Here is a 23234-nt window from a genome sequence, read left to right on the forward strand (position 1 = left end):
AATCGCGGACCGTTCGATGACAACTCCACTTCAACAAATTCAATCGCTTAGAGAACGGATGCAGCAATCCATCATCGGTCAGCATGAGGTGATCGAGCGGCTGATCATCGGGCTCTTGGCCAACGGAAATCTGCTTGTTGAAGGCCTGCCGGGGCTGGCAAAAACCCGCGCGATCAAGGCAATGGCAGAGAACCTGGAAGCTGATTTCAGCCGCATCCAGTTTACCCCAGATCTCCTGCCGTCTGATGTCACCGGCACCGAGGTCTATCATCAGGCCGGCGGTGAAGGCACGTTCCGCTTCGAACAGGGACCGATCTTCGCCAACATCGTCCTGGCTGATGAGATTAACCGGGCACCTGCCAAGGTCCAGGCTGCGCTTCTGGAAGCCATGGAAGAACGCCAGGTGACGGTTTCCGGCACGACCCACAAGATGGAACCGCTGTTCATGGTCATGGCGACACAAAACCCGGTGGAACAGGAAGGCACCTACCCTCTCCCCGAAGCCCAGATGGACCGGTTCTTGATGCATGTTCTGATCACCTATCCGCCGGTTGAAGACGAAGTCAAGGTGATCGAACTGGTCCGGGCTGAGGAACAAAAAGCCCTCGCCAGCACATCGGAGAAATCCACTGGCGGAAAGACGGACCAACCGGAGGAGCGGAGCGCAATCCCTCAATCCGCAATCTTCGATGCCCGCGCTGAAATCGCAGCGATCCATGTGTCCGAGGCAATCGCCAAATACATGGCCGATCTTGTCTATGCCACGCGGACACCGGCTGCGTACTCCGACGACCTGGGACGCTGGATTGAAATTGGCGCCAGTCCGCGTGCATCCATTGCACTGGACAAATGCGGGCGCACCCATGCCTGGCTGAACGGGCGTGATTACGTCGACCCGCTCGACATTCAGGCGATCGCGCCGGATGTCTTTCGCCACCGTCTTACCTTGTCATTTGAGGCGGAAGGCGACGGCGTCACCCCGGACAAAGTGATTGAGGAGATCATCAAGACCGTCGCTCTGACATAGGGGACAGAGAGAGGAAACGGACGATGCACGACCGCGTGGCCAGATCACGGTTAGGTTTAAATTCCAAACCGCCTGCCAAGGCAGACGGTGCGGACCCGCGCATTCATGTTACCCTCCCCCAACTCCGCGCCCTTGAAAGTCAGGCACACGGTTTGCGCTTTCTGCCGCGCCAACCGGCCGCTAGCGTCTTCAACGGCAGGCATGCGTCACGCCTGCGTGGCCGGGGTCTCAACTTCGAGGAACTGAGGAATTATCTGCCAGGTGACGACCCGCGCACCATCGACTGGAAAGTCACTGCGCGCACCGGCAAGCCTCATGTACGTGTCTACAGCGAGGAAAGAGACCGGCCTGCCCTGATCCTTGTCGACCAGCGCATGTCCATGTTCTTTGGAACGAAGCACGCCATGAAGTCGGTCACTGCTGCGGAGGCTGCGGCATTGGCCGCTTTTCGCATTCTCGACCAAGGCGACAGGATTGGTGGAATAATCTTCGGTGACGAATTTGCCGCAGAGATCAAACCGAAAGCCAGCCGCTCGGCACGCGACCGGTTTCTGACGGCAATTGCACGGGCAAATCAGATGTTGCAGGCGGACGCCCCGGCCATCGACACACTGCTGTCCTTGAACGTACCGCTTCGGACAGCCGCCCGGATCGCCCGGAGAAATCACCTCGTCATCGTGATTTCCGACTTTGACGGCGTAGACGATGAGACGGCGTCCTTGATCGGCCGGATCGCGAGTGCCAATGATCTGATCCTCTGTCCGGTGACCGATCCGATGGCCGAAGAAATCCCGTTAGATCTCAAATTGGTCGTTTCCGACGGCGAGCTCCAAGTCGAACTCGACACGGCCAGCGGCGAGACCCACAAACGTCTTGCCGAATTCTCCTCCGGCCGCCTCTCGGAAATCTTCAACTGGCAAAAGCGCTATGGGCTCCCGGTTCTGCCGTTGAACTCTGGTGAAGAAACCGTTCCTCAGATCCGCCGGTTGACCGGGCTGACCTCTGCAGGCAGGCGGTAAGTCCATGAAAGATGACTGGGAAGGCCTGAACCTCGCCGAACTGATCGATCTGCTAGAGCCAGTGCCTGATCCCGCGCCCATTTCCATGCTGCCACAAACGGCCGGATGGCTTTGGCTGGGCGCTATTCTGCTTGTGATCATTGGAGTTGGCTGCTGGAGATTTCTGCTCTGGCGCCGGAAGACGGCCTACCGCCGTGAGGCGCTGGCCGAACTCGCGTCCTGCCCAAACGATCCGCAGCGGCTTGCCGAGCTGCTGCGCCGGACAGCCCTCTCAGCTTATGTGCGTCAGGACGTGGCCGCACTGCATGGCCCGGATTGGCTCACCTTTCTGGATCATGCGTATGGCGGAACTGGCTTTTCGGACGGACCGGGAAAGGCCGTCGCCGAAGCGCCTTACAAGAAAACCAGTAATGGCGCCGATCTGAAGCCGTTGATCCGGACCTGGATCAAAAGACATAAGGGTGCGGCAGCATGATTGAATTTGCCCATCCCTACGCCTTTTTTCTGCTGCCACTGCCGCTTGCCGTCTATGTCCTTGTGCCGCCCCATCAGGAGCGGGTGTCCGCCTTGCGGTTTCCATTCTTCCGCCGGCTTGCGGAGGCTGCCGGTCAGGCGCCAAAAGCCGGTTCGGTGATTTTCCAGCGCACAACTTTGCAGAACCTTGCCGCCATCGCGATTTGGGGGCTTTTGGTCACGGCGCTCGCAGCACCAGAACGTGTCGGCGAGCCGATCATTCAGGAAAAGGCGGCCCGTGATGTCATGCTCGCGATCGATATCTCCGGCTCGATGGATCAGGTCGACTTCATTTCGCAAGACGGCGAGCGCACGCAGCGCCTGGATGCTGTCAAACGGGTTGTTGGTGATTTCATTTCCGAACGCGGTGGCGACCGGATCGCCCTGATCGTCTTTGGCGCCAAGGCCTTCGTCCAGGCGCCCTTTACCGAAGACCTTGCTTCGGTCCGTGCGCTGCTTGAACACACCGAAGTCGGCATGGCTGGGCCGCACACGGTTCTGGGCGATGCGATCGGCCTGTCGATCAAGACCTTTGAGGCGAGCCAGATTGAAGACCGGCTGTTGATCCTGCTGAGCGACGGCGCTGATACCGGCAGCCGCATGACCCCGGTCAATGCAGCTGCGATTGCAGCCAAGGAAGGAATTGAGATCATCTCCATTGGTGTCGGCGACCCGGAAGGAACCGGCGATCAGCGGCTCGACGAACGTACCTTGAAAAGCATTTCGGATGCGGCAGGCGGAACCTACTACTTTGCGGGAGATGAGAACGGCCTTGCCGAGATTTATGCCCGGATCGACGCGCAAAAGCCGCGGGAAGTGGAAACCCGCTCGTTCCGCCCGCGAGAACCGCTCAGCCATTTGCTTCTGATATTGGCAGCGCTGATCGGCATCGGCACGCTGGCTCTCCTCCACACCCGCAAGGCGCGGCGGAGGGCCACATGAACATCGCCCATCTGGCTGACATCCTCGCCGTCTTTCATTTCATCCGCCCCTTGTGGCTATTGATGCTGGCCCCAATCGCAGTCCTTTTGTGGCTGGTGCGCCGGGCGGCTGCGAAGGGGATTGACCTGCCCGATGTTATTGCTCCGCATCTGGCCGCAGCCCTCACCGTTGGCAGTCAGGAACACCAACGCCTGCGCCCGATCGATGGTGTTGCCCTGCTGCTCGCTCTTTTGGTTCTGGCCGCAGCTGGGCCGACCTGGTCGCGGATCGCAAACCCACTTGTCGCGGACACCGCGCCTCTCGTCGTCGTCCTGAAGGTTTCCAAATCGATGACGGCAACGGACATCCCGCCCAGCCGGCTGGAACGCGCCAAACACAAGGTGCTGGACATTCTGGAAGACCGCGCAGGTGCCAAAACCGCGCTTGTCGCCTACTCAGGAACCTCCCATCAGGTTGTGCCACCAACCGAAGACCCAGACGTCACCAAACCGTTCCTGGAAGGTCTCGAACCACGTGTCATGCCGAACGAAGGTGAAGCCGCACGCGAAGCCCTTGCCATGGCAACCGCAATACTCGCAGATCAGGCCGCCCCCGGGGCAACCTTGTTCCTGCTTGACCGGATCACCGACGCAGACCTGCCGGCCTTCAAAACGCACGTCGCTGAAGGCGGCGCTCCGGTCCTATTCTGGCTTGCCAACCGGGACCCGGGCGCGGCCGATAAACTGAAACAGATTACCGGGACAACTGTTGTCGAGCTGACGGTTGACCGCACCGATGTCGCAACCGTCCATCGCCAAATCAAATCCGCCTATGAGGCCGCACTTGCTCAGGACGAACGCCAGCAATGGCGGGACGAGGGGTGGATCTTTGCCCTGCCCGCTGCTGTCCTGCTGCTCTTCTGGTTCCGCCGGGGATGGACCATGCAATGGGCGGTGGTCTTGGTTGCGGTCGGTTTTGCATTTTCCGGCGTAGAGGCCCGGGCTGAGGGATGGAAAGACTGGTTCTTCACTCCCGACCAACTGGGGCAAAGGGCCTTCGACAACAAGGACTATCAAACAGCAGCAGATCTTTTTGAAGATCCATTATGGAAGGCGACCGCGCTCTACCGGGCCGGCAAATATGAAGAAGCAGCAGAGCTCTATGCCTGGCAAGAAAGTACGGATGCCGCAATGGGCGAAGGTCTCTCACTGATCAAATCCCGCTCTTACCGGCCTGCCATTGCGGCTTTCAAAAAAGCCGTAGAACGGGATCCGGACAACAAGTCAGCGCAGCACAATCTGGAACTTGCGCGTTACATTCTCGACTACATCGAAACGACGCGCGAACAGTCCGATACCGGCGAAGAAAGCGGCATTGGCGCGGACGATGTCGTCTATGACAATGAAGCGGGACGCGGCACAGACAGCCAGCAGCCACCGCAAAGCACATCGGAAACCGTTCCGGAAACCGCCGAACAATGGATGCGCACGGTGGACACCAGCACGGGCGACTTTCTTCGGTCCCGGTTTGCGCTTGAAGCCGCACGGGGGCAGAAATGATCCCCGCGCTCGTCATACTTTGTTTTCTGTTCTTGCCTGCGATCTCCCAAGCACAGGAGGCACCGCAACCGATCGTCCGGACGACGCTTGAACAGGACACTGCAATCCCTGGCCAGCCGCTGATCTTCCGGATCACGGTCCTGGTGCCGACCTGGATGCCGACCCCGCCGGTGTTTCCGAGTTTCGAAGCGCAGAATGTTGTCGTCCGGCTGCCCTCCCGCGCTTCAAGCCCAACCAGCGAGCGGGTCAATGGCGATACTTGGTCCGGGGTTTCACGCGCCTATCGTCTTTATCCCATGGTGCCCGGAACCTTCCATATCCCCGGCGGTCCAATCACAATCACCTATGCGGATCCGAACACGCGCCAGCCAATCAAAACGGAGGTTGACGTCGCACCTTTTGCGATCACTGGTGAAGCACCAGAAATCGCCAGGGACCTGACGCCCTTCCTGGCCGCAAACGCCCTGACACTGACCCGGCAGGTCGACGGAACACCGGAGGATCTGGCCGCTGGAGATGCGCTGACCCTGACCACCACCATCAAGGTCACCGGGGCCGCTCCAATGTTTGTGCCGCCCGTTGGTGCCGGAGTCCCGGTTGAGGGCCTCAGCTACTATCCCGCATCCCCGGTTCTCAAGGAAACCGAAAACCGGGGCCAGATATCCGGCACCCGCACAGAAACCGTCACAATCGTCGCTGAAAACGCCGGCACCTATCGGATCCGTGAACAGAAACTCTCCTGGTACAACCTCACCAGCGAAAAGGTCGAAACGGTTAGCGTTCCGGCGATAGATCTGACGGTGACCGGGCCGCCGGTGGCGGCAGAACCGCAATCAGAGGCATTGAACTGGCGATCCATGGCTTATTGGGGCGCTGCCGCGCTGCTTTTATCTGGCACCTTCTTGGGATTGTTGCGCAAATATGGCCCAACGGCTGCGGCTTTCTTTCAGGCAGCGAAAGCAACATACGAAGCGACCGAGTATTTTGCTTACCGGCGCTTAAAAAAAGCCATCAACTCCCAGGATTATTCCGCGGCCATGGCAAAGAGCCTCGACTGGCAACACCGGCTGGATGCCGCCGGGGCTCAGCCTGACTGGACGGCGCTTGAACATGCTTTTACTTCTCTGGGCAGGGCCCTTTATGGCAGCAAAAGTCCGGCATCCAGCACAGAAATCCGGAATGCCTGGTCCCAGATCCAGACCTCTGCCGCCGACGTCCGTCATCAAGCGAAAACGCAGGCCCGGCGAAGGTCCAAAACACCTCTGCCACCTCTAAATCCGGTTGATGCAACGAAGTTTTAGCAGGCAAATGCCCCAAAAGCCTTCACTATCCAAGAGTGCTCAAACGACAAAGCCTATCGTAACCAACTGAAACCTCTGGATGCCAAAATCAAATCATGCGCCTAGGCGAGATCACAAAACGCGATTTGGTTGAACGAATGCACTGAACGGAGCGCCTTGAAGGCACTGCCACCATCCACGGTTAGCTGATTTAGGACGAACCGGTACGTGTGTGCCGCAGGACTGCTCGACACCTATGAACCATTTTGGCACCGCAAACGAACGGCACATTGGGAGTGTTGTGGCAGTCAATATTAGCCTCTGGACGGATGCCAAATAAAGTCGCGCGCGAAAAGGCAAGAATTGCAATCGAGAAACACCAGCAATTTCAAGAAGAAGAGTGGTGCCCAAGCAGCAAACCTCCCGCGTGATTTTGTTACCAACTCAACACCGGCTTTGCTGTCTGACGGCATCCGTATGAGTTTCCGGCCGTTTTCCACTCACGGTCCCTTCACCGAATTTTCCAGTGTTTCCGGGCCGATATCGGCCTACGAGCTTCGCCTGAGAGGTGTTCTGGTTCTGGATCGGCCGCGTATAGTAAATGCCGCTTTTACTATTAATTTCCGTTTACAATAACGAACACCTAACACGAGTAGTAGATTTTTAAGTTTATTTTCCGTTAATTCACAATTCAAATTATATTAACGACAACTTCCAATACGTATTCTATATGTTTTTTGTTCACTTTTATTTTCCCTGCATCTGTCATGATGAGATCATCAGAAATTAATCAGGAATTTACTTAAACAATTCCAAGGCAGGGACGGAGAATACTTTCTCCGAATGATGGCTCATGTGTGGATTTTGTCACCATCCGGTTTGTGATGGCGTCGATCATTTCCGGGCATCTTCCGGAAATAACAGCGAGAAATCTGCGTCCAATTCCGGAACGCCAATCGACCAGATAATCAATCAGTTAAACCGGGGAGGCTATTCCTGGACAACAACCGATCCTATTACGTATTCCTTTGCGGCATCCTTACCGTTCTATGCGTTTGGCGAAGATCAGTATGCTGGTTTTCAGGCTTTTTCCGAGCAACAGGAAGTCATGGCTCGATTGGCCTTGTCGACCTGGAGTGATGTTGCTGACATAACCTTCGAAGAGAATATCTATGGCACTGGTGCCATCAGGTTCGCGAATTCTTCAAGCCTTGCTGATTATTCTGCTGCGCACGCTTACCTGCCCGGCACCAAAGGCTGGTCTGGCGACGTATGGGTCAACAGCACCCTTGGGTTTAATGTTAGTCCTGAAGTCGGGAATTACGGCTTTAAGGTTCTGGTCCACGAACTCGGCCACTCGATCGGGCAGCTGCATCCGGGCGACTACAACGCCGGAAGCGGCCGGTTGTCCTACGCCCGGAACGCTGAATACGCGGAAGACAGCCAGCAGTATTCCATCATGTCTTATTGGGATGAAGACAACACGGGTGCCGAGTACGGCGTCTCTTATGCACAGACCCCAATGCTTCATGATATTGCGGCGATCCAGGCCAAGTATGGCGCCAACATGGACACGCGCACCGGGGATACTGTTTACGGCTTTAACTCAAACACGGATTCTCCGTTGTTCGACTTTGAGCAAAACAAAAATCCAGTCCTCTCGATCTGGGACGCGGACGGGATCGACACGCTCGATTTCAGCGGGTTTTCGGAAGATAGTGTCCTTGATCTCAATCCCGGCGGATTTTCCAGCACGGCAGGCCTTGTCAACAACATCTCGATCGCTTTTGGCGCAGATATAGAAAACGCGGTGACAGGCAGAGGCAATGACGTCATCCTCGGGAACGCGTTAAACAACGTCGTTGATGCCGGTGCAGGACGGGACACCTTTGTCCTCCAAGCCGACCAGAACGCTGCCACGGTTTATGTCTTTGATACGCGCCCCATTGTCATTCACAGCGCTCAAGGCACTGATCAACTCACAAGTGTCGAGACCATCTCATTTGCAGATATCGATGTGGACGTTGCCAGCCAGACCAGCATCTCGCTTCTGGAGTATGCGGCCAGTCATGCGGACGTTGCTGAAGCGTTTGGTACCGATGAGGACTTGCTCTATACCCATTTGGTGGAACATGGGCTTAATGAAGGCCGGACGATCGACTTTTCCGCTCTGGATTATATCGCCTCCCACCGCGATCTCATTGAGGTTTACGGCGCAGATATAGAGGCCGGTGTGCTGCACTATCTGGAGTTCGGCTTGGCTGAGGGCCGCGGGGTCACCTTTGATGCGGCCGCGTTCCTGGATGCAAACCCGGATCTTGTCGACGTTCAAGGCATGAGCCTCTCCGCCGCACAGCTCTATATTGAGATGTGATCGCACGACCTGCAGATAAAACAACTGGCGGATAAGTTAATCGGCGGAAGTGCACCTTGCTTCCGCCAAACGTCCAGGTCCCGACAAACCCTCGTCGCCAGATCCGATTAAATCAGCGGCAGTGGCATGAACTCTATGGCGCTGGGATCAGTCACGCCAATGAGCGTGAGGCTGGATCCGTCGTCAAAGCTGATCAAGGTGTCTTCACCGGCTGTCTCAACGACAGCGGCCGCCTGAAGATCGCAAAGTCATGGACGGTTGGCGGCTTTCGCGCATCCTGGAACAAATTCCGGATTGACGTTGAACGCAGCGAACTCATCGCGCCGGGTTTTACTCTTTTATGGCCTCCGCCACACCGTGGCGACGATCTTAAGAGAAGTGGGAATGGATGACCGAAGCATTGCGGACGCCCTTGCACAGACCACTGAAACCATGGCGCGGCACTATTCAAAGCGCGCAGACATCACCTCAAAGATGGATCGGGTTGCGCAAGTTTTCGCTGCAGAAATCGAGCGTCGGGATGCACAAATGTCAAACCGCTCAGAAGAAAATGTCAAACCCGAAAGGAGCAAAACACATGCAATCGAGAAACACCAGAAATTTCAAGAAGAAGAGTGGTGCCCAGAGGCGGAATCGAACCACCGACACGCGGATTTTCAATCCGCTGCTCTACCAACTGAGCTATCTGGGCGCGCTTTGATTTGGGAGGAGACAGGCCCCGTCCGCCGAAAGCCCGGCCCTTATAGAAGCTCGTTTGCCCCTTGTCCAGCACCCCGGCAAAGTTTTTTCACAACTTGCAAAAATGCCGATGGATAAATCCGCGCTTCGCCGGCCTCATTGCAATTAACATCAGTTTTTAAGAACTTAGCCTGGGCATAAAAAACTATCCCTTCAGCACCTGTTTGCTGCTTGACGCTGTGATTGACGGGCACACCAGTCCGGCGGAACCGCACAGACCGGCTCGTTCTGTTTGAGCACAGCAATCACTCCCTACTGCATCTCTCCAGCGACAATCCCGGTCGCCGACCAAGCTCCATCGGCTGCATTGAAATTGCCGATCACACCCTGATGGTTTGAATTGGGGCCGCCAACAATCGATGTGTTCACAGTTCCTGAATATGTGCCTCCCGCAAGGGCACCGGAAAACTGGTTCCCGGACGCCACAGTTTGTTCGGTGAGATCAGCACCGAATACCCGGCCGTCAAAATTTGCAATGTTCGCCGAACCAGTCCGGCGCGCAAAATCGACGGTCATGTTGAAATTCCCGGCCGCCAGATATTGCGCTCCATTGTTTATGACGTTGCCTGCTGCGTGACCGGAATAACTTGCACTCCCGGTTGTCGGTAAGTTGGCTGAATTTGTGACATCGCCCGCGACCCAGGTCCCCAGATGCACAGCATCCTGCCGTTGACCGGTGCCAGATAGGACGCCGCCAGTGTCGTCGTACGACATTTTTGTGCCCCAATAGCCCCACTCCAAAAAAGCGCAGGTGCATTCTGTAACTCCGGCCATTATGGCGTCATCGCCGGCACCAACCAGAGTATTGGGCACAAAATAAGTGGTTGGCGTTTCATTCGGATTTGCTTGCACCGTTTGTGCACCGGCGCTTGTCAAATCGGAAACGGCCGGGCTTGCGGCATCTCGAACGACATAAAAGCCGCCTCCGCCCGCCGGATCTGAAATATCTGGCGGATCTTGAATGGGAATCGGGTCAGGCGTTTGCACCGTATCAACAGTCAGATAAGTCTCTGCCACATTTGTGGCATCGCGCGCAGCATAGGTGTCATCGTCGATAAGGGCCGCACGGTGTGTCCCTGATTTATCATCGTTGAAGCCGAAGCGAACCGTGTAACTTCCAACTTCCGGATCGATCTGCCGCGTATCGCGAACCGTCAGTTCCCCGCCCAGCGAATGCTCCGAACCGTCAAAGGAAACCGAAAGATCGGACGCGCTGCTGCTTGAAAACGCGATGGGGCCTGTGCCTTGACCGAGCAAGTTGACGGTGCTTTCAACAACACCAGCAGCATACCCGCTCAAAGTCCGGTCCGTGCGCGACAGGTTTGTTTGATCGGTCCCATTGAGACGGCCGACATGCAGGCTTGCGGACACCGTATCACTGTTTTCAAAGACATTTGGGCGGCTGATGTAATTGTCGTTGTAAGGGTCGTCCAACGCCTCCCCGGACATCACATTACCAAATACAAAGCTCTGAGCGTTGCTGCCGAAAAAATGCCCGCCATCAGGGCCGGCAATGGTGCCAACCGGCCCGCTGTAAAGCGCTGCGCCCTGACTTCCATTGATCCGGTGGCCGCCGCGGCGGCCGGTGTCCATGACAACCACACCATCGCTTGCTTGATAAGCTTCCCCGACAGCGACAGAGATCAAGGATTTCTGATCGGTCCCTGCGCCGTCAATATGAAATGAACTTGCCAGGTAATGCGCCCCGTTCAAAGTCGACGGACTGTCTTCGATCATCTTCAGATCGCTGGATCCGACCGCCGACATAAAACTGTTGCCAAGCTCCGCAGCGGCCAATGGATTGACGAACAGCGCGTTGCTCATGAGCGGTGTGAAGGTCGTGCCACCGCCAGCCGTCCCCAGTGAGAACATCAAGCTCGGGTCTGATGCCAAGTTATAGATGCGAACAGCGGGTTCGCTCGCTCCCTGACCAAAATTGGAAAAATCTGTTCCAAACCCATGGAGGCCAAAAACCATATCCTCAATATTGAAGGGTGTGGCACTGCCGGGGGTTACATTGGGAAGGTGCGCAAAAGCCGCAAAGTTTTCATGGAAAAACTGCGCGCCCCACGCATAGGAACTGACATTTCCTTCGGTATCTGGATCAACTGCCGGAGCCACCGGGATAAAGCCATTTTCACCCAATTGGGCAACATGGTCCTGATCGGTGTAGGTCTGCGCGTAAAAGTACTGCCCATCACCATCAAAGGCGAATTGATAGATCTTGTTGCCTTCAACCTCGGCTTTATAAAGCCCGGTGGCATTGCCGGAGATGACTGTCGCAAACGAAAAAGCGACGGTCTCATCGACGCCTGAACTTCCCCCAATCAGTCCTTGCCCCCCTGGCGCGCTCACCGTCCGGTTGGCGTCCCAAGTGGGTGAAAAGCTTGATCCTGCAGTCAGGATCCGGGCATTCGCTGTCGTGGTGACAGTTTCATTATCTGTATTGTCTTGCGGCGGCGTTTCAGTGCTATCCGATGTTTCCTTGTCGATCCGGTCCACGGTGCGTTGCTGTTGAGTCTTTTGAACCTGCACCAATTTGGTTTCCGCACGCTGCAGCTCGGTCGACTGGATCCCCTGCGGTTTGGGGATTGGCGCGGTGCGAACATGGCCAAGGTTTGAATTGACGTTTGGAACACCGGACTTCGCGATTTGTTGTCCGGTTGGCGGGTTTGGATTTCCGCCCGTTTGTCCCCCGCGCGCAGCAAGTCCCTTTTGAACAGCAGACAGATCAGACGGTGTTGTGCGGCGCACACCGCCGCTCAAACCAGTAGAATCGACTTGTAAGGAATAACCGGCCTGATAGATCCGCTGGCGCGCACCACTTCGGCTTTCAAACGTCAGATCATCGCCAAACAACAGGGAGAAGACCGGGTTGCCACTCTCGAGGTTCAGGTTGGCAATGCCGCCACGAATACCGATGGTGCCGACCGGTGTCTTGACCGCGACGCCCCCCTTTTTCTTGCTGACTTTCCCGCCAACAAAGCGCACCACACCTTTGCCGAAGGATGCAACGAGCTTGCCGGTCCCCGCATCCGGATCATAAACGAATTCGTCGATCACCAAATCCGAATTGGCACCAACTGTGAATGTCGAGCCATCGTTAAGCAGAACTTGGACTAGGCCCGAATTCGAGGTTTGGATACGCTCATTGTAGACGACGTTGTCGCCGATCAGCTTGACTTCACGGACCGCGCCGGGCGGCGTCCCAAAGGCATCTGTGTTGACGGCGGCGGCGGTCCCGACTTTTGTTGCTGCCTGACTATTCGAAAGGAAGCATGTTACAGCTGCGGCGGAGCATAAGAGAGCCGCTACTGTTGTCCGAAATCTGAGAGTAGGCAAAACGCTATCCATATTGTCTCCCCCCTTATCAAAACGCTTTTCGCAGCGAGAACATCGCAGATGCATTCGAATAGCTGCTCAAATCATAGTTCGAATATTGGCGCCGGAATTCGCCGACCAAACCGGCAGACACATTGTATTTCAGCGGAACATTCAGCGCAGCACGTATCCAGCCTTCATGGTCTTTCTGCTTTTCCGAAACATTCACCAGCGGGTCCGGCGCTGCATAGGCCCGGTAAATGTAGCCAGCTTCCAAATCGAAAGACCAGAGGTGCGGCAGTTGTTCGATCGGCGAGGCGAATTGATAGGTCGCACCGATCCCCGCGCCCGCCTCCCAGCTTTGCTGAAACTTCGCGCTTGTTTCTTCAAAATCCGCCAATGCCAGGACCCGCGTCCGCAACGCCTTGGTCAGTTGTCTGGAGATTTTTGACGCGAATTGGAGGTAGTAACCATTCCGGTCAGAAACCGTCGGATATTCGGATGTGTCATTGAACCAACGCTGCCGCCATTCCACCTTCGCGGTCACTTCCGTTTGGATGTCCGGACGGGCCACAAGCCGGGAGCCGAAACCAAGTGCCCCATTATAATTGGCATGATTGAGCCGGACTCCGGAGGCAACGGCATACAAACCGAGCTGCGCATTGTCCCAATTAAACCGCGCCATATTGAAAGACGGCCCGATGGTTACTTCCGCCAATCCGGTATCGAGCCGGACCTGATCGGAAAAACGCGCAGCATAAAAGACAAGGTCTGTTTCTATCAGATCTCCTTGGGTGCCAAGATCATAAGATCCATAGGCCCGCCCCGCAGCAAACGCATTGAAATCCGCCTTGCCGGTTGCCGTATCATCGAGAATAAAATCGCGTCCATTAATGGTCACTCGGCGCCCGCCCGGTGCCGCATTGGCGTTGGATTGATACCGCGCCCCAATGATGAGATCCGCACGAAACTGAGTTGGTTGTTGCTTGGCCGCAATCGCGGCCAAATAGGTTTCCACCTTCTGCTGAACTTCCGGCGGAACCTTCGGGCTTTCCTGGGCAGCTTGGAAATAGTAGCGCGCTGTCTCCAGAGATCCCAACCGGTAATACAGAACACCAAGTTCCAGTTTCACACGCGGTAAGTTTGGCGCGAAAATCAACATGCGTTCAAATGTTGAGATCGCAGCTTCATAGTCGCCTACCAAAACGGAGACAGTTGCGTATTCGAAAGCCAGGTCCAGATCGGCCGGGCGCTCCAGAACTTGCACCAGAAGCGCGGTTTGACGGGCCAGCAGGGCATCAGATGATTGCGGTGTCTCGCCGGCGTCTTGCGATTGAACGAGGGCCGGAAACAATGTCACCCCTGCAAACACCAGGAGAGCAGCCAGATTTTGCAGCCTAAATAACATTACTGACAACCACAACCCCAGCTTCCACTGCCAAATTTCTAAACATTAAAAATACGTTAACACACCTACCGCAGGCCACTTCCCTTGTCCATGCCTGGTAGCCGCTCAACGCGTCTCATTGCGTTTGCTCTCAGCTTGAAAGCTCAATTAGATTGGATTTCCGGACATCCAAACAAAAACGCTGGTTTTGAGATCCTCTCAAAACCAGCGTTTTTTTAGTAGCGCTTCAAAAAATGAGGTTATTTCACTGTGATCCGGTCGTCGGTGTATGGAGTGTAACCGCCTGTTTCCGCAAGGAACTCGGCGACCACGTCGGCCAGATCCGGTCCGAAATCATAGGCTTTCATGCCGTTGGACGCGAAGATCTTGTAACCATCACCACCGCCGCGCATGTAGTTGTTGGAAACAACGCCGTAGACTGCCTCTGAGTCCAATGCCGCAAAACCATCCCCATCGGCAACCATCACATCGGAAATCCGCTCTCCGGCCGGTTTTGACGCATCAAAGGTGTATTTCAATCCGGCAACCTGCGGAAAACGCCCTTTGCCGTCTTCCACTTGGCTCACACCATTTTCGAGCGCAGCAACCACATCTGCGCCTTTCAGCTGGAAGGTGGACAGGGTGTTCTGGAACGGCAGAACGGTCAGAACTTCGCCCATCGTGATTTCACCTTCATCAATGGCTGCGCGCAGTCCACCGCCATTTTGAATGGCGATCTGAATGCCCTGATCCTTCACCCGGTCCAGCATGGCATCGGCAACCAGAACACCCATTTCACAGACCTGCGCCCGGCAGACTGACCGGTCCGCACCAATCGGCGCGGCCGCAGACCCGATGACTTTCGCCTTCAGGCCTTCGATCGGCGCCGCCAATTCAGCCACACGGTCAGCAAACCCTGCATCCGGGGTTACACTGGCGTCCAGCAGGATCGGTTCCCCTTCGGCGGAAACTACATTCCCGGCGTCGTCCCAGGTGACATTAATTTCACCCAGGAATTTGCCATAAGCGTAGGCCTGGACGATCGGGACTTCTTTTCCTTCCGGGTTTTTCACCAGCACAGGATAAGGCCCTTTGGCTCGCTCTTGGGTATTAGACAGCAAAGTGTGCGAGTGTCCGCCGACAATAAGGTCAATTCCGGATACAGCCGCTGCGATTTCCATATCCCGTGGCAGTCCCATATGGGTGACTGCGATGATCTTGTTGACCCCGGCAGACTCCAGCCCTTCGACAGCCCCCTTGAGGTAATCTTCCGCCTGAATGAAGCGGACATTCTTGCCTGGAGAAGATGTTTCGGTGGTGTCCTCGGCCAATGCTGAAACAATGCCGATTTTTTCACCGCCCACTTCCAGGATCAGAACGCCCGGAACATTTCCCTTCAGAGACGGTTCATTGCTGACATCAATGTTGCCGGACAGAACTGGGAAATTCGCTTTTCCGATGAAGTTGGCAAGGACTTCAGGCCCATTGTCGAACTCATGGTTTCCGACGGCCATGACATCGATCTTCATGTCGTTGAGAAACTCAACCGCCGCCTCACCTTTGTAGGTCGTATAGAACAGGGATCCCTGGAACTGGTCTCCAGCGTCCACAGTCAGGACATTCATTCCCTCACCAGCCAAGGCATCACGGCGTTCGTCGAGCTTCGTCTTGATCCGCGCAATACCGCCGAAACACTTCCCTTCTGCTTCAGATTCAGCATTGCAGGTGGAATCGTATTTGTTAATCGACTCGATCCGGGAATGCAGATCGTTCAAATGCAGAATTGTCAGGGAATAGTCGGCAAAAGCGGTTGCTGGAAAAGCTGCTGACAGCGACAGCACCGCGGCACTCAGGAAACGTTTGTTCATCTGACCCTCGCCCATTTTGAATGGTGTTTTTGTTGCCTGAACCTGCTGGATCAGACTGTGCGGCTGGCTCTGCCCTTTTTTGCTGCCTCCCGCGGCACGGAACGCAAAGCCGACCCGGCCGGCAGTTGTTGGCCGTCCCGGGTTCCACTCTTCAAATAGTGATCGAGATTTTTAACAGCTGCAAGATGCTGAGAGCTCAAAAGTGAAAAAAATTTTGCCAGGTAAAGAATTTTGCAGAATTTTGAACAGTCACGGACGTGATGGCGCACCTACTTTGTCTAAATCGAGTGATATTCTGCGCAGGCCGTTATGCTTCATCCGGGAAATCATTTTCATCGAGATCATCTGTCTCAACGACCGGAATGGAATATCCTTCGGAGAACCAGCGGTTCAGATCGACCTTTGCGCAACGGTCGGAACAGAACGGATAGTCACCGGGTGTGGAAAGCTTGGAGCAGATCGGGCACGGCCGCATCCGCCGTTCCGGTTTTTGATTGGTCGGATCGGACACTACAGCCTCCTTTTATGATCAATTGAAATGCTTGCCGGAACCAATCCCCAAGAACGCTCAGGCGCTCGCCCAACTCTTGTGAACCGGATATCCAGCTGATTGCAGCAGGTTCACAGTTTCAGCAAGGGGCAAACCAACCACCGCGGGATAAGAGCCGACCAGTTTTACCACAAAGCTGCCGGCCAGCCCTTGGATGGCATAGCCCCCGGCTTTGCCGCGCCATTCACCGGACGCAATATAATCATCCATGTCCTGGCGGGACAGGCGCTTGAAACGGACGCGGGTTTCCACCAGCTTAGTACGCAGTTTGCCATTTGGCTCGGCAATCGCAACACCGGTGAATACTCTATGGCCGCGTCCCGACAGCATGGACAGGCACATCAAAGCCTGGTCGGTCACTTCGGCCTTTGGCAGTATGCGCCGTCCAACACCGACCACCGTGTCGGCTGCCAGCACCACCCCGTCGCGCATCTCTTCTGATGCATCGACCGTCTTGCGCACGGCTTCTGCTTTGGCGCGTGCCAAGCGAAGTGCCAACGCCCTGGGCGTTTCATGCTTTTTGGGTGTTTCGTCGACATCTGCAGGCAGGAGATGATCCGGCTCCAGCCCAACTTGCTGCAACAGCGCGAGCCGGCGCGGCGACGCGGATGCCAAAATCAACTGCGGGGCATTCGTCATGGATGCGCGTGCTTTCCTGCCGGCGTAATGCGACCAGCCGCTTATTTAAAGCGGTAGGTGATCCGACCTTTGGTCAAATCGTATGGGGTCATTTCAACAAGAACCTTGTCACCCGCCAAAACGCGAATCCGGTTCTTGCGCATACGTCCAGCCGTATGAGCAATGATCTCATGATCGTTTTCAAGTTTTACGCGGAACGTCGCATTCGGCAACAGTTCTGTTACGACGCCCGGGAACTCCAGAGCTTCTTCTTTAGCCATTTGATATCCTGATTGTGGCGAGTCTAGCCCGCAGGTGCCGCGGAACCTAACGGATTAGGCCCAGAATGTGAACCTTTCTTTCTTGCCAAGTCAAAGAAACTATCGTTCCGGCTACTCGCCTCCGGCCAGGACCGGTTTTGCTTCCATTTGCAGCGCCCTATCGGGAAATGACTGCCACTCTCGAGCCAGGATCGCATAGTAGAATTCTTCGTCCCAGCCGCCTTTGAAGAGAGCGTGTTCGCGAAAGTGCGCCTCCCTGCGCATCCCCAACCGCTCCATCAGTTTCCAGGACCCGGTGTTACGGGCATCACAACGCCCGAAAATGCGGTGAAGTTTGCGCTGTTCAAATCCGAATTGCAGATAAGCGCTGGCAGCTTCAAATGCATACCCACAGCCCTGGAATTCCGGATTCAGTGAAAACCCAATTTCGGCCTGCCCGGCTTCGGCGTCCGTCACGCACAGAGAAAGATCGCCAATCAGCCTGCCATCTTCTGCCAGACATATCGCGGACGCATGAGTTCCCTCCCCCTCTAAGGATGTCATCGGAATCCAGTCATCCAGCTTTTTATGGATGTCCTCCAGGCTTCGCGGTTCCCAGAAATGATACCGGGCAATGTCCTCGCGAGACTGGTATTCAAAAAGTGCTTCGGCGTCACTCCGCTCAAAGGGGCGTAGAATAAGGCGCTCGGTTTGCAATGGAGATAAAGAACGGGACACTGTAACTCCTAACAATATTGTAATTCCTAACAATAATAGGCCGTGTGGACGTATTGGAGATGTCTTTCGCTGGGAAATGCTGCGTTCAAGACCAAGAAAATCTGCCGCAGGTGATGCTGGTGCATCATCAAGGCGGATTTTCGCCGAGGATTGGGCGCTTCAGGCCCAGCCCTTCGGGTGAGACAAAGCGCAGCAATCTGACGCGGACATCCCCTTGACCGTATCACCGATACGCTCTGCAGGTCTTTCCACGCCATCTTTCGTCCTTTGTCTCACGAAAGGCGTCCCCAATTCGTCCACACGGCCTAGGAGCCCGCTTATCACCCGCTTGGCGGCGGTGTCCAGTTGAGCCGTTTCTTGATCCGCATCATCAACATGTCCCGGACTGCACGGTATTCGTTGAGGATCTGCTCGCGGGACCCGGTCGCAAGCGTCGGATCCATCGTCGGCCAGTATTCAACATCGACCGCATCCGTACGGGTCAGATCGAGCGCCCAGTGATGGGCTTCCGGCGCAAGCGTGATGATCAGATCAAAGCCGCTCTCTTCCAAATCCAGATAGCTTTTCGGCCGATGCGCACTCATATCAACCCCGATTTCGGCCATGACCGCATCAACAAATGGGTCAAGTTTGCCGGCGCGAACGCCTGCCGATTTGACGTAAATCTGGCCGGGAAAGAGTTTTTGCGTCAGGGCCTCAGCCATCGGCGATCGCACGGAATTCATCCCGCACGCAAACAAAACCGCAGTCGGACGCAGGTCCGGCCCGGCCACCTAATCTAGCCTTTCCAGTGCAAGGCGTAGACGAGGGTGAACAACCGCCTGGCGGTCTGCATGTCCACCTCGATTTTTCCTTCAAGGCGCTCCATGAGGATCGTCGAGCCTTCATTGTGCACGCCGCGGCGCCCCATATCGATCGCTTCTATCTGGCTCGGCGTCGCATGACGGATGGCCTCGTAATAGCTTTCACAAATCAGATCGTAGTCTTTCACGATCTTCCGCAGTGGCGTCAGCGACAGAACATGGGTGACAACGTCCCGCTCATCCTCGGTCTGGATTTGAAAAACGAGTTTTTTCTCAATGACAGAAAGATTGAGGACGAATTTGGCGACCGGATGCCCAACGGGTTGAAAGGCATTTTCTTCAATCAGGTCGTAGATCGCTACAGCGCGGTCATGCTCCACTTCCGGTGTGGAGCGGGCGATTGAGGCTTCATCCAGCACAACATCCACCAGGCGGCCGCCTGACGTTTGTTGAGGGCATTCCGATTGTGCATCGTTCATGCTGTCAAAGCCTCGCCGTTGATTCTCTGCCTACATGTTCAGTCTGATGGAAACAGACCGGGCATGCGCCGACAAGCCCTCTGCTTCACCAAGTGCAATCGCGGCCGGTCCGAGGACGCGCAAATTCTCCGCATTACACTTCAAGATCGACGTCCGTTTGACAAATTCCAAAACGGACAAACCGGAGGAAAACCGTGCGGAACGCGCCGTCGGCAACACATGGTTCGAGCCGCCAACATAATCGCCAATTGCTTCCGGCGTGTGATGGCCCATGAAGACAGCCCCAGCATTGCGGACCTTTTCCAGAAGTGCATCTGGATCGGCCACGGCAAGTTCCAAGTGCTCAGGGGCCAACCGGTTGGCAAGCGGCATCGCATTGTCCAGATTGTCGACCAGAATAATCGCCCCAAAATCCTGCCAGCTTGCGCGTGCCACCTCTTCGCGCGCCAAGGTTTTCAATTGGCTTTCGACGGCATCTGCAACCCGGTCCGCGAGGTCAGAGCTGTCAGTAATCAAAATCGATTGCGCAACTGGATCATGCTCAGCCTGGGCCAAAAGGTCTGCTGCAATCCAATCTGCGTTGCTGTCCTTGTCAGCCACCACCAGAACCTCGGACGGGCCAGCGATCATATCGATGCCAACAGTGCCGAACACCCGGCGTTTTGCGGCCGCAACAAAGGCATTGCCCGGCCCGACGATTTTGGCAACCGGCTGAATGGTTTCTGTGCCAAAGGCAAGAGCCGCAACGGCTTGCGCCCCGCCAATGCGGTAGATCTCGCTAACGCCGGAGATCTTCGCAGCTGCCAAAACCAGCGGATTCAAAACGTCGTCCGGGCTCGGCACCACCATGACGATCCGCTCGACGCCCGCCACTTTGGCCGGAACCACGTTCATCAGAACAGAGCTCGGGTAGCTCGCCAGTCCGCCCGGCACATAAACGCCTACGGCTTCGACAGCTGTCCACCGCGAGCCAAGTTCAACTCCGATTGGATCCGTGTACCGGTCATCAACAGGCAGTTGGCGTTTGTGGTGCGCATAAATCCGGTCATGCGCCAGCTGTAGCGCATCCAAGGTATCCTGGGGAACCTCGGCCATAGCCGCGTCAATCTGAGCTGCGGACACTTTCAGATCCGCCATCTCCTTGGCGTTCAACCGATCGAATTTGGCGGTATACTCCAGCACCGCCGTATCACCGCGCTTTCGAACATCTTCCAGGATGTCCCGGACGATCTGATCGACATCTTCCGATGCCTCCCGCTTACCGGCAAGAAGAGCGGCAAACTGGGTTTCAAAATCGGCGCTGGTATTCGACAGGCGTAGAACCACGCAATTCTCCATCATGATTGGCGCAGTGCGCCGGCAAACGTAGTTTTGTCAGGTAAGATCGTGCTGCGGCAGGTTGGGCGTCGACCAGGCAGCACCAAGATCGGACAGTTGCGCCTCAATGCATTCCACGTCGAGTTGAATGCTGGCCCCGCCGGCAAACGCCAGTTGGATCTGACCAGCAGGCGTTTCGCCTTCTTCGAAGGTCACCGCCAACAACTCCAGAACAACACCCTTCGCATCCTGCTGAATGTTCTGCGCTTTCATACCGCTGACGCGAGACACGGCCAAAGCAGACCGGCGCCGCTCGTGTTCTTTTGAGCGTTTGTCCGCTTCTTTGTCCCAGACAAAGCGGTTCATGATGAAAACGGCTTTGTTTTCTTTCGGCAAATAGCGGATGTCCGCAACCGTTATGACCGCATCTTGAAGATGAGCAGAAAGAACCTGAAGGTCTTCCTCATCCAGGGCGGCGAGTTTTAGCTGATCCATAGTGCTCAATTGGTCGTCCAAGTGTTGTTTTGTCACAGCCCGCATGTAGGACTGGCGAGGGCCAACTCCAAGGCTGATGACCTAACCGGGATTGAGGTCTTTGGCAACAAAGGAACGCGTTGCCATACGCTTCAATGCAACGCAGATCCAAGGCTCTGCCCGTTTCTCCCTATGGAAGCTCTTCTCAACCACTGGCAAACCTGCAAGATTGCGATTTGCCTGAGATGATTGGATCCATAGATGCGCCTTATCGCAAAAATTCTCGTTCTTGCAGTCTTGTCTGCCGCCGCCCCATCCCACCACGTGTTGGCTGCGGAGCTGGAGCGGGCTCGGGGCGAACTCATCTATGTCCCGGCGTATTCGCGGATTTTCTCGTTCCCAAACCGCTCGGAATTGCTGGCCGCCACTTTGACCGTCCACAACGTTGATCCGGAAAACAGCCTGACGCTGGGCCGAATTGACTACCACGACGAAACAGGGACGTTGCTGCGGTCTTTCCTCGAAACCCCACGAGCTCTCAACCCACTGGAGTCCGCCAGTTTTTTGGTTCCCAGCAATGACACCACCGGCGGAGTTGGCGCGAACTTCATTGTCGAATGGACAGCGGACACGGCGGTGCTCAGTCCTCTGACCGAGGCCATTATGGTGACTGGCCCCGGCACACCTGGCCCCTCGTTTACGTCCCGAGGGCGTGTCATCGACCGGACAGTTGGAGCTCAGTAATAGACGTAGTCCCCACCCCTTCCGAGGAAGGACGCTCACCGACAGAGACCCTTAGATAGCCTTCAACAAAACAATATAAACACAAATCGCAACAAAAACTATAATCGCATATTTTCTTACTCTATTGCATTCACGCTCAATTATAATCATCTTTTCTGGTATATTTTCTTTTGATCTATCTATTAGCGACCCACCCGCAATATTTTTTATGTGATATCTATTTTCAGGGTCAATTCGCCACAAAAGGTACGTCTTAACCCATCCAGCAATTACAAATATTGAACCAAGAAAAATGACTGCTTTTGCTAACAGACTATCTGCAAAATCCATGACGAGTTTCGCCTACCTTGGGCTTTTGACCGGGCAAATACAAATGATGAAGTAGCCCAATCCAGAATACTGATAAGTCCATCTCTAAATTCAAACCCTTCCTCACCGGAAAAAGGGCGCCCACCCACATAATACTCAGTATTTGTCATCACACCACCTAAAGGCTTGCAATCAACACAGAAACAAAGACCAACGCGCCAACTATTAAAAAAGTTAGTCTTGATGTAATTCTATATATTTTCAACATCTCACTCGGAGAATTAGGATCTCCTGGATCAAAGTGAGAATAACCGCGCCAATTAACTCTATGATAACGACGATCCGGATCAATTTTACTAAATAGATGCGTACGAACGAACCTGACACCAATCTGTAAAAGCGCCAATACTATCAGCGCAATCACAAGCAAGGACTGTGTTGAAAACATTAAGTGCCCCACATACCCTGATTAAGGTCCACCACTATATCTCGGCCAACCAATGGCTGCGCGGACGGCGCCATTAATCCCATATTGTTGCCCCCGCACCCAGCACACTGCGAAGTTGCCCTTCCAACTTCAATATGAATTCCTGCGGCCCGGTGATCAGCAGCAGCCAGGAAATCTCGCCGCTAGTCCAGTCTTTCGGGGCAAGGCGCAGCCGGGCTCTTGCCTTTCGCTGGGCGTCCAGTTTCTGATCGACCTCATCGGACACTTTTGCCCACAGCGCCAGACACAGCGGCACGCTGAGGCCGTTTTCCTGGCCGTCTTTGTCCTTCACCTTGCCGCGCAGGGTCAGAACCTGATTGGCTGCCAGCGGGGGCAGCACCAGCCACTCCAGATCGCTGAGCGACAGATGTTTGAATTTGGGATCGCGCGCTAGCCTACCGGTGGTCTCCCCGAGACCGGCATTCAGGTTTTTCACCGCGTTAAACAC

21 protein-coding genes and 1 tRNA gene are annotated in these 23234 nt (G+C 55.3%); 8 read left to right on the forward strand and 14 right to left on the reverse strand.

From position 1 onward, the window contains the following. Positions 1-16: 16 nt before the first annotated feature. The 7 genes from ACOOFE_RS19280 (at position 17) to ACOOFE_RS19310 (ending at position 8693) form a co-directional block, all read left to right on the forward strand. A complete protein-coding gene (locus tag ACOOFE_RS19280; RefSeq protein ID WP_420411561.1) occupies positions 17-1027 on the forward strand; it encodes an AAA family ATPase in 1011 nt (336 codons plus the stop codon). A 23-nt stretch (positions 1028-1050) separates the two neighbouring features. Beyond that, positions 1051-2046 (forward strand): DUF58 domain-containing protein, encoded by a 996-nt coding sequence (locus ACOOFE_RS19285; RefSeq protein WP_420411562.1) that lies wholly within the window; start codon positions 1051-1053, stop codon positions 2044-2046. 4 nt (positions 2047-2050) lie between these two features. Further along, entirely contained in the window at positions 2051-2521 is a 471-nt protein-coding gene (locus ACOOFE_RS19290; protein WP_420411563.1) for a DUF4381 domain-containing protein, read from the forward strand. Next, positions 2518-3501 carry a VWA domain-containing protein gene (locus tag ACOOFE_RS19295; RefSeq protein ID WP_420411564.1) on the forward strand — a complete coding sequence of 328 codons (984 nt, stop codon included), beginning with the start codon at positions 2518-2520 and terminating at the stop codon, positions 3499-3501. Before ACOOFE_RS19290 ends, ACOOFE_RS19295 begins: the two co-directional genes overlap by 4 nt. Beyond that, positions 3498-5039: a VWA domain-containing protein gene (locus ACOOFE_RS19300; RefSeq protein WP_420411565.1), complete on the forward strand. Its 1542-nt coding sequence runs from the start codon at positions 3498-3500 to the stop codon at positions 5037-5039. Before ACOOFE_RS19295 ends, ACOOFE_RS19300 begins: the two co-directional genes overlap by 4 nt. Further along, positions 5036-6340: a hypothetical protein gene (locus ACOOFE_RS19305; protein ID WP_420411566.1), complete on the forward strand. Its 1305-nt coding sequence runs from the start codon at positions 5036-5038 to the stop codon at positions 6338-6340. Before ACOOFE_RS19300 ends, ACOOFE_RS19305 begins: the two co-directional genes overlap by 4 nt. An 832-nt stretch (positions 6341-7172) precedes the next feature. After that, positions 7173-8693 (forward strand): M10 family metallopeptidase C-terminal domain-containing protein, encoded by a 1521-nt coding sequence (locus tag ACOOFE_RS19310; protein ID WP_420411567.1) that lies wholly within the window; start codon positions 7173-7175, stop codon positions 8691-8693. 615 nt (positions 8694-9308) lie between these two features. Here the strand turns inward: ACOOFE_RS19310 and ACOOFE_RS19315 are convergent. The 12 genes from ACOOFE_RS19315 to ACOOFE_RS19370 all read right to left on the reverse strand — a co-directional run bounded on the left by ACOOFE_RS19315 (position 9309) and on the right by ACOOFE_RS19370 (position 21267). After that, a tRNA-Phe gene (locus ACOOFE_RS19315) sits at positions 9309-9384 on the reverse strand. Between the two features lie 299 nt (positions 9385-9683). Further along, positions 9684-12785, reverse strand: coding sequence for a FecR domain-containing protein (locus ACOOFE_RS19320; RefSeq protein WP_420411568.1), 3102 nt, complete (start codon positions 12783-12785; stop codon positions 9684-9686). A gap of 16 nt (positions 12786-12801) precedes the next feature. Further along, complete coding sequence (locus ACOOFE_RS19325) at positions 12802-14160, reverse strand: tetratricopeptide repeat protein (RefSeq protein ID WP_420411569.1); 1359 nt, start codon at positions 14158-14160, stop codon at positions 12802-12804. Positions 14161-14399: 239 nt separating this feature from the next. Beyond that, a complete protein-coding gene (locus tag ACOOFE_RS19330) occupies positions 14400-16007 on the reverse strand; it encodes a bifunctional metallophosphatase/5'-nucleotidase (RefSeq protein ID WP_420411570.1) in 1608 nt (535 codons plus the stop codon). 307 nt (positions 16008-16314) lie between these two features. After that, positions 16315-16518, reverse strand: a complete 204-nt coding sequence (gene yacG / locus ACOOFE_RS19335) for a DNA gyrase inhibitor YacG (protein WP_420411571.1) — start codon at positions 16516-16518, stop codon at positions 16315-16317. Positions 16519-16575: 57 nt separating this feature from the next. Next, positions 16576-17196 (reverse strand): Maf-like protein, encoded by a 621-nt coding sequence (locus ACOOFE_RS19340; RefSeq protein WP_420411572.1) that lies wholly within the window; start codon positions 17194-17196, stop codon positions 16576-16578. Between the two features lie 41 nt (positions 17197-17237). Next, on the reverse strand, positions 17238-17456 hold the full coding sequence (infA, locus tag ACOOFE_RS19345; protein ID WP_006939340.1) for a translation initiation factor IF-1: 219 nt from the start codon (positions 17454-17456) through the stop codon (positions 17238-17240). Between the two features lie 111 nt (positions 17457-17567). Beyond that, the gene (locus ACOOFE_RS19350; RefSeq protein WP_420411573.1) at positions 17568-18173 is read right to left on the reverse strand and encodes a GNAT family N-acetyltransferase; all 606 of its coding nucleotides are present in this window, start codon (positions 18171-18173) and stop codon (positions 17568-17570) included. 320 nt (positions 18174-18493) lie between these two features. Beyond that, positions 18494-18898, reverse strand: a complete 405-nt coding sequence (locus ACOOFE_RS19355; protein ID WP_420411574.1) for an arsenate reductase ArsC — start codon at positions 18896-18898, stop codon at positions 18494-18496. A 53-nt stretch (positions 18899-18951) separates the two neighbouring features. After that, positions 18952-19455, reverse strand: coding sequence for a UPF0262 family protein (locus ACOOFE_RS19360; RefSeq protein ID WP_420411575.1), 504 nt, complete (start codon positions 19453-19455; stop codon positions 18952-18954). Between the two features lie 30 nt (positions 19456-19485). After that, positions 19486-20793, reverse strand: coding sequence for a histidinol dehydrogenase (hisD, locus tag ACOOFE_RS19365; RefSeq protein ID WP_420415608.1), 1308 nt, complete (start codon positions 20791-20793; stop codon positions 19486-19488). A gap of 36 nt (positions 20794-20829) precedes the next feature. Beyond that, the gene (locus ACOOFE_RS19370; RefSeq protein ID WP_141188912.1) at positions 20830-21267 is read right to left on the reverse strand and encodes a DUF2948 family protein; all 438 of its coding nucleotides are present in this window, start codon (positions 21265-21267) and stop codon (positions 20830-20832) included. A 240-nt stretch (positions 21268-21507) separates the two neighbouring features. Between ACOOFE_RS19370 and ACOOFE_RS19375 the strand changes: the two genes are divergently transcribed. Then, entirely contained in the window at positions 21508-21990 is a 483-nt protein-coding gene (locus tag ACOOFE_RS19375; protein WP_420411576.1) for a DUF3124 domain-containing protein, read from the forward strand. A 51-nt stretch (positions 21991-22041) separates the two neighbouring features. Here the strand turns inward: ACOOFE_RS19375 and ACOOFE_RS19380 are convergent, their stop codons facing one another. Together ACOOFE_RS19380 and ACOOFE_RS19385 are read right to left on the reverse strand one after the other, a co-directional pair. Beyond that, positions 22042-22320 carry a hypothetical protein gene (locus tag ACOOFE_RS19380; RefSeq protein ID WP_420411577.1) on the reverse strand — a complete coding sequence of 93 codons (279 nt, stop codon included), beginning with the start codon at positions 22318-22320 and terminating at the stop codon, positions 22042-22044. Between the two features lie 500 nt (positions 22321-22820). Continuing rightward, the gene (locus tag ACOOFE_RS19385; protein ID WP_420411578.1) at positions 22821-23234 is read right to left on the reverse strand and encodes a toxin-activating lysine-acyltransferase; all 414 of its coding nucleotides are present in this window, start codon (positions 23232-23234) and stop codon (positions 22821-22823) included.

The organism is Roseibium sp. (genome assembly GCF_965216085.1).
In the GTDB taxonomy this organism is placed as follows: domain Bacteria; phylum Pseudomonadota; class Alphaproteobacteria; order Rhizobiales; family Stappiaceae; genus Roseibium.